Raw genomic sequence first — 7,157 nt, 5'->3', positions numbered from 1 at the left:
TTGATGAGTCGTCGGCCGAGCGGGTTGATCGGGGTCTGGGCCGAGGCCCAGCGACAGCAGCAGCAGACGCAGCTGATCCAGCAGCGCGAGGCCGAGCGCAGGCAGCGGGCCTACGAACGGGACGCGGCCCGGGACCGGCGGGAACAGCAGGCCGCCTACAAACAGCACCGCGAGGCCGAGGCGAGGCGCCGCACCGAGCGGATCGAAGCCGAGGTGGCCGCCCTCCAGGGGCTGCTCGCGGCGGGCTGCCGGACGCCCGCGTTCCGGATGGCCTCCCTGGTCCGCGACGAGCGGCTCGAACCCTTCGATCCCGGCACCCTCGCCCACCCGGTGCCCATGCCCCAGCTCCACCAGTTCCAGCAGCAGAGCAGCGGCTGGACGCTCGGCTCGGGCCGCCGTGCCCAGGCCGAACGGGAGGCCCACGACCAGTACACGCGGGCCTGGCAGGCCGCGCACGCCGCGGAGCAGGAGCGGCTGCGGCAACTGGCCGCGTACCGGCAGCAGTACGACCAGTGGGCGGCCGGGCAGCTCGCCGGGATCCGCCGCCACAACGGCGGTCTCGCCGAACTGGCCGACTCCCTGCGCGCGGGCGATCCCGAGGCGGCGGTGGAGTACTTCTCGGCGGCCCTGTACGCCTCCACGGCCTGGCCCGAGGAACTGCCCCGCCAGGTGTCCGCGGCGTACGATCCGGCGGCGCGGCAGCTGGTGCTGGACTGGGAGCTGCCCCGTTACGAGGCCGTGCCGGAGACGAAGTCCGTGCGGTACGTGGCCGGCACGGACCAGGACAAGGAGACGGCCCGGCCCGCGACGCAGCGCCGGGCCCTGTACCGCGACCTGCTGGCCCAGTGCGTGCTGCTGGTGCTGCGCGAGCTGTACGCGGCGGACGAGTTCGGGGCGCTGGACTCGGTGGTCGTCAACGGATTCGTGGACGACCACGATCCGGTGACGGGCCGGGAGGCGCAGATCGTACTGGCCACCGTGCAGGCCCCGCGCCCGGCCTTCTCCGGGCTGCGGCTGGAGCAGGTGAGCGCCGTGGACTGCCTGGCCGACGGCCTGCGCGGCCAGTTGTCGGCGCGGCCGGACCAGCTGACGGCCGTACGGCCCGGCCGCAGGCCGGGTGAGGTGGGCGGGGCAGGCGGTGTCGTCAGCCACGGCCGGCACGCGGACGGCGGTGAGGAACCGGACCTGTTCGTGATGGACCCGATCGCCTTCGAGAACCTGGTCGCCGAGCTGTTCCGGGCGATGGGCATGGAGGCGGTGACCACGCAGCGGTCGGGCGACGGCGGCGTGGACGTGGAGGCGCTGGACCCGGCCCCGATCCGGGGCGGGCGGATCGTGGTGCAGGTCAAGCGCTACCGCAACACCGTCCCGCCTACGGCGGTGCGGGACCTGTACGGCACGGTCCAGGACGCGGGGGCGAACAAGGGGGTGCTGGTCACCACTTCGTCCTTCGGACCCGGGTCGTACACCTTTGCCAACGGCAAGCCGCTGGAATTGGTTCCCGGGGCGGAGCTGGTCGAGCTGCTGCACCGGTACGGACTGCGGGGGCGCCTGGGCGGCGGCCCGCAGGCCCCGGCGGTGCCGGCGCAGCGGGCGGCCGAGGCCGCTTCGGAACAGCCCCGCACTCCCCCGCCGGTGGCGGCCGACCGCAACGTGCTGGGCATGTCCTGGTCGGGCCGGGTCGCGCTGGACGTGTGCGCGCTGGTCTGCGAGGGCAACCGGGTGCTGAGCGAGGACCACTTCGTCTTCTTCAACAACCCGCAGACCCCGGACGGTTCGGTGCGCTCCCGCCCGCACTCGGCGCCCGACAAGGCCGCCGTCGAGGTCGGTTTCGAGGCGCTGCCGCAGCGCGCCGACCGGCTGGTGCTGGTCGCCGCGATCGACCCGGAGGTCAATCCGGACGCGGACCTGGCGGGCTTCACCGACGCGCGGATCCGGCTGCTGGACGCGGCCGGCGCGGAGATCGACCAGCTGGAGGTCTCCGACGGCCGGGCGGGCGAGACGGCCCTGGTCCTCGGCTCCTTCCGGCGCCGCCCGAACGGCGACTGGAAGTTCGTGATCGGCGGCAAGGGCTACCGCGGCGGCCTGGAGGACCTCCTGCGCGAATACGGCGTGGAGGTGGCCTGACGCTCCGCCTCCGGTGGGGTACGGCGGCGCCCGACGGGCGGGCGGCCCGGGCGCGTCAGGCGTCCCGGAGGCCCTGCCCGCAGCCGCGGGGCACCGCGTCCCGGGGCTCCGGGCCGTGGGGCCGGTGCGCTCGGCGGGCCGCGGTGCGGGCGCCCAGCGGAACGGCCGCCGCCAGGGACGCCGCGGCGACCGCGCCGGCACCGGCGGCCGGCCAGCCGACGGCGGCCCCCGTCGGCGGTGGTCCGAAGCGCGGCTGCGCCACGTCTTCCGGGTCCAGGGTGACCTCGGACTCCGTGCCCACCGGGTGCTCCCGGGCCCACGCGGCCCCGCGGAAGAGGCTCGGCGACGCCGCGAGGGTGAGGGTCCGGCCGTCCCGCAGCCGCACCTCCGCCAGGTGCACCTCCCCCGATTCGCCGTCCCCCCGGGTCCAGGTCGCGGTGACCACGGCCGGGTACGCGACGCCCCGGTCCCGCAGGATCTCGTCGGCGGCCCGCGCCGACCAGCCGTACGCCAGCGTGATCGTCCCGGCGTAGAGCACCCCCGCGGCGAGGCCGGTCGCCCGGACTCCGCGTGACGTCAGGCCGCGCGAGGCGGCGAGCAGGCCGAACGCGACGATCCCCGCGAGCGCGAGGTACATCCAGGCCAGCCCCTGCATCCGCGACAGGCCGGAGTCCGCCCTGGTGTGCAGGTCCCACCGCATGAACAGCCAGGCCAGCCCCGTGAACGCGCCGGTGAGGCCCGCCGCCCACACGCCGGACCAGACCACCGGCCGGCCTGCCGGCCGGCCCACGAACCGCCCGCGTTCCCCGTCGGCGCCCATCCGTCCAGCGTCTCAGCAACACCTCGCGGGCGTAAGGGCGTTGACGCGCCTTACTCGTCCGGCCCGCTCGCGACCCGGTCCACGTACCGCAGGACGCCCCACATGCTCTCCGGCGGCGCGTCCTGCGGAGCCTCCTCCCGGCAGGCCCGCAGTTCGCGCAGCAGGCCCGGGCCGTCGAGGGCGGAGCCGATCAGGACGAGCTGCGTCCGGCGCGGTTCGCCCCGCCCCCAGGGGCCCGGGGCGAACCTCAGGAAGCGGCCGACCGCGTGGACCTCGTAGCGCTCCTGATGGCCGGGGACCCCGAACCAGACGAAGCCCTTGATCCGGTAGAGCCCGGCCGGGCGGCGGTCGAGGAAGTCGATCAGGCGGCGCGGGGAGAGCGCCGCGTCCGAGGTGAACTCGACCGTCTCGTAGGCCGCGTGCAGGTGCCCGCCGTGGTCGCCGTCGCCGTCGTGTTCGTGTTCGTGGTCGTGCTCTTCCGCCTCCGCCAGCAGGTCCTCGAAGGAGAGCTGCCCCCGCGTCCGCTCCCAGGGGCGCCGGTCGAAGAGCAGCTCCGGGTCGATCCGGCCGTGGTCGGCGCCGATCACGGGGATGCCCGGGGCGCAGAGCGCGGCGAGTTCCCCCTCGATCCGGGCCCGTTCGGCGGCGTCCACCCGGTCGGTCTTGTTGAGCACCACCAGGTCGGCGACGGCCAGGTGGCGGTCGGTCTCCGGGTGCGCGGCCCGGGTCGCGTCGAACTCCGCCGCGTCGACGACCTGCACCAGGCCGCCGTACCGGACGGCCGGGTTCTCGTTGGCGATCAGCATCCGGACCATCTCCTGCGGCTCGGCGAGCCCGCTGGCCTCGATGACGATCACGTCGATCCGGTGGGCGGGCGCGGCGAGCTTCTCCAGGTACGCGTCCAGCTCGCTGCCGTCGACGGCGCAGCACAGGCAGCCGCCGCCGAGGGAGACCATGGAGTCGCCGAGCTGCCCGGCCACGGACATCGCGTCGATCTCGATCGATCCGAAGTCGTTGACCACGGCTCCGATCCGGGTCCCCGCCCGGTGCGCGAGGAGGTGGTTGAGCACGGTGGTCTTCCCGGAGCCGAGGAATCCGGAGAGGACGACGACCGGGACGGTCCGGGCGGACGGAGCGGGCTGCCTGCTGTTCACCCGGACGATCGTAGTCAGCCCGGTACGGGTACCGGCTCGGGCGGGGTGGGTCCGGTGTAGCGGGCGGCCGGTCGGATGATCTTCGAGTCGGCGGCCTGTTCCAGGACGTTCGCGCTCCAGCCCACCACCCGGGCCGCGCAGAAGGTCGGGGTGAACATCTCGCGCGGCAGCCCGCACAGCTCCATGACCACGCCCGCGTAGAACTCCACGTTGGTGTGCAGCTCGCGGCCCGGCTTGAGTTCGGCGAGGATCGCCTCCACCTGCCGCTCGACCTCCACGGCGAAGTCCGCGAGCGGTCCGCCGAAGCCCAGCGCGATCTCCCGCAGCATTCGCGAGCGCGGGTCCTCGGTGCGGTAGACCGGGTGCCCGAAGCCCATGATCCGGTCGCCGGCGAGGACCCGTTCCCGGATCCACGGCCCGATCCGGTCCGCGGTACCGATGGCGTCCAGGGTGTCCAGGGCCCGGCTGGGCGCGCCCCCGTGCAGCGGTCCGGAGAGCGCGCCCACCGCCCCGGTCAGGCAGGCGGCGACGTCGGCTCCGGTGGAGGCGATCACGCGGGCGGTGAAGGTGGAGGCGTTGAAGCCGTGGTCGACGGTGGAGATGAGGTACCGCTCGACGGCGCGGGCCCGGACCGGGTCCGGCTCCTGCCCGGTCAGCATGTACAGGTAGTTGGCGGCGTACGGGAGGTCGTCGCGCGGGTCCACCGGCTCCAGGCCCTGCCCCAGCCGGTACAGGGCGGTGAGCAGCGTCGGTACGGCGGCGCAGGCGGCGAGCGCGTCGGCGGCCCGGCGGCCGGGGTCGAGGTCGTAGACGGGGCGGAAGCCGGCGGTGGCGCCGAGCAGCGAGAGCGCGGTGCGCAGCCCGGCGAGCGGCCCGGAGAGGGCGGTGGCGCGGGCCAGCGCCGGCAGGGCGTCCCGGACCTGTGCGGGCAGGTGGCGCAGCGCGGCGGTCTCGGCGGTGAAGGCGTCCCGTCCGGCGCGGTCCGCGGGCAGCTCGCCGCGGAACATCAGGTGCCAGACGTCCTCGAAGGTGCGGCTCGTGGCGAGCTCGACGGCCGAGTACTGGCGGTAGTGGTAGAAGCCCTCACGGCCACGGACGTCACCGAGCGCGGTCTCGGTGACCACGACTCCCGCGAGACCGCGGGGCACATCGACGGTTGCATTCATGGATTGACCATCCATGATGGATTCAATCCTTGTCAATGTTGATTGAATCAATATATGTAGGGTGTGCGTCATGAACGACGAGGCGGAGGGCGGACGGCGGCTCAGCACCCGTGAGGCGGCCGGGCTGCTCGGGGTGAAACCGGCCACCGTGTACGCGTACGTCAGCCGCGGCCAGCTCACGAGCCGCCGCGACGCGGTCGGGCGCGGCAGCACCTTCGACGCGCGCGAGGTCGAGGCCCTGGCGCGGCGCAGCAGGCGCGAGGCCGCGGCGCACACCCCGGCCGGGGAGCCGTCCGTACGGACCTCGCTCACCCTGATCGAGCCCGACCGGTACTACTTCCGGGGCGTGGACGCCGTCGAGCTGGCCTCCCGGTACGGCTACGAGGAGGTCGCCGAGTTCCTCTGGACGGGCACGCTGGTGCGCGGGGCCCGGTTCACGGCCCCGCCCGGGCCGCTGGCCGCCGCACGGCGGGTCGTCGCCGCGCTGCCGGAGCACAGCGGGCCCATCGACATGCTGCGGGTGGCCACCGCCGCCGCGGCCGTCGCCGATCCGCTGCGCTTCGACCTGTCCGGGGAGGCCGTGCTCGGCTCCGCGCGCTGCCTGATCCCGACGCTGGTCGGCGCGCTGCCGACGGCCGGGACCGGCCACCGCGGGACCGGCCCGATCGCCTGGCGGCTGTGGCGGCGCCTGACCGCGCGGGAGCCCGACGAGGCCTCCCTGGGCGCCCTCGACCTGGCGCTCGCGCTGCTCATCGACCACGACCTGGCCGCCTCCACGCTGGCCGTACGCGTGGCGGCCTCCGCCCGCGCCCATCCGTACGCGGCCGTCTCCGCCGGGCTCGGCGCGCTGGAAGGGCCCCTGCACGGGGTCGCGGGGCGGCTCGCGCACCGCACGCTCACCGAGGCGCTGGAGCGGGGCGGGGCGGCCCCCGTGGTGGCGGACCACCTGCGGGCGGGGCGGCGGATCCCGGGGCTCGGGCACCGGCTGTACCGCGGCGAGGACCCGCGGGCCACGGCCCTGTTCGCCCGGCTGGAGGCCCTGCCCCACGCGGCGCCCGCGCTGGCGGCGGCCCGCGAGGTGGTGGCGACGACGGCGAGCCGGCAGCCGGGCCTGCACGCGAACGTGGACCTGGCCCTGGCGGTGCTGACGGTGTCCTGCGGGATGCCGGCGGAGGCCGGGGAGACCGTGTTCGCGGTGGCCCGGACGGCGGGCTGGATCGCGCACGCGCTGGAGGAGTACCAGGAGCGGCCGCTGCGCATGCGGCCGAGCGGCCACTACGACGGCCCCCGGCCGCCCCGGCCCGTGCCGTGACGGGCGGGGGCCGCCGCGGGGCGGTCCGGTGGCGGCGTCAGGTCCGCAGCCAGACCGCCGTGTCCGGCCCGAGCAGCCCGGCGCCGGCCGGCGGGGCGCTGCTCAGCAGGACGTTCGCGTGCTCCGGCAGCGGCACCGGCGCGTCGGAGAGGTTCACCAGGCACAGCAGCCCGTCGGGCCGGGCGAAGGCCAGCACCCCGGGGGGCGCGTCGAGCCACTCCAGCGAGCCCCCGCCGAAGGCGCCCGCGGCCCGGCGCAGGCCGAGGGCGGTCCGGTAGAGGGTGAGCATGGAGTCCGGGCGCCCCTCCTGACGGTCGGCCGCGTACGTGGCCCAGTCCGCGGGCTGCGGCAGCCAGGGGTCGTGCCAGGGCTCGGCGGTCCACGGCAGCGGCACCCGGCAGCCGTCGCGCCCGGGGTCGGTGCCCCCGGAGCGGAAGTGCATGGGGTCCTGGATGCGGCCGACCGGTACGTCGGCTTCCGGCAGCATCCGAGCCAGGCCAGGATGAAGGCCAGCCCCTTGAACACCCCGCGGGGCGTCGACACGACCAGCACGAAGGCAATGATCGGCAGGGGGTAGA

Annotated in this window: 5 protein-coding genes and 1 pseudogene; 2 read left to right on the top strand and 4 right to left on the bottom strand. The window is 75.4% G+C overall.

Annotation, left to right across the window (positions count from 1 at the left end):
• Nucleotides 1-3 precede the first annotated feature (3 nt).
• Nucleotides 4-2,127: a restriction endonuclease gene (locus ACFV0Q_RS35800; RefSeq protein ID WP_385011333.1), complete on the top strand. Its 2,124-nt coding sequence runs from the start codon at nucleotides 4-6 to the stop codon at nucleotides 2,125-2,127.
• 55 nt (nucleotides 2,128-2,182) lie between these two features.
• Here the strand turns inward: ACFV0Q_RS35800 and ACFV0Q_RS35795 are convergent, their stop codons facing one another.
• Genes ACFV0Q_RS35795 through ACFV0Q_RS35785 form a run of 3 tightly spaced genes read right to left on the bottom strand, consistent with a single transcriptional unit; the run spans nucleotide 2,183 to nucleotide 5,267 of the window.
• Nucleotides 2,183-2,947, bottom strand: a complete 765-nt coding sequence (locus tag ACFV0Q_RS35795; protein ID WP_385011331.1) for a hypothetical protein — start codon at nucleotides 2,945-2,947, stop codon at nucleotides 2,183-2,185.
• Nucleotides 2,948-2,997: 50 nt separating this feature from the next.
• Entirely contained in the window at nucleotides 2,998-4,101 is a 1,104-nt protein-coding gene (locus tag ACFV0Q_RS35790; protein WP_385011329.1) for a CobW family GTP-binding protein, read from the bottom strand.
• Nucleotides 4,102-4,115: 14 nt separating this feature from the next.
• Nucleotides 4,116-5,267: a citrate synthase gene (locus ACFV0Q_RS35785; protein ID WP_385011327.1), complete on the bottom strand. Its 1,152-nt coding sequence runs from the start codon at nucleotides 5,265-5,267 to the stop codon at nucleotides 4,116-4,118.
• A 70-nt stretch (nucleotides 5,268-5,337) separates the two neighbouring features.
• On the opposite strand from ACFV0Q_RS35785, the gene ACFV0Q_RS35780 reads away from it, so the two are divergent.
• Nucleotides 5,338-6,579: a citrate synthase gene (locus ACFV0Q_RS35780; RefSeq protein WP_385011325.1), complete on the top strand. Its 1,242-nt coding sequence runs from the start codon at nucleotides 5,338-5,340 to the stop codon at nucleotides 6,577-6,579.
• 37 nt (nucleotides 6,580-6,616) lie between these two features.
• Here the strand turns inward: ACFV0Q_RS35780 and ACFV0Q_RS35775 are convergent.
• Nucleotides 6,617-7,087 (bottom strand): annotated as a pseudogene (locus ACFV0Q_RS35775) (DUF3459 domain-containing protein); the annotation flags it as partial.
• Nucleotides 7,088-7,157: the final 70 nt, after the last annotated feature.

It is taken from the genome of Streptomyces sp. NPDC059564 (genome assembly GCF_042735575.1).
In the GTDB taxonomy this organism is placed as follows: domain Bacteria; phylum Actinomycetota; class Actinomycetes; order Streptomycetales; family Streptomycetaceae; genus Streptomyces.
Note: the sequence above shows the minus strand (reverse complement) of the source record. Positions and strands in the feature narration are given on the sequence as shown.

Excerpts from the sequence above, each read along its gene's own strand:
- ACFV0Q_RS35800 (WP_385011333.1), top strand. The coding sequence starts at position 4 with ATGAGTCGTCGGCCGAGCGGGTTGATCGGGGTCTGGGCCGAGGCCCAG.
- ACFV0Q_RS35780 (WP_385011325.1), top strand. The coding sequence starts at position 5,338 with ATGAACGACGAGGCGGAGGGCGGACGGCGGCTCAGCACCCGTGAGGCG.
- ACFV0Q_RS35785 (WP_385011327.1), bottom strand. The coding sequence starts at position 5,267 with ATGAATGCAACCGTCGATGTGCCCCGCGGTCTCGCGGGAGTCGTGGTC.
- ACFV0Q_RS35795 (WP_385011331.1), bottom strand. The coding sequence starts at position 2,947 with ATGGGCGCCGACGGGGAACGCGGGCGGTTCGTGGGCCGGCCGGCAGGC.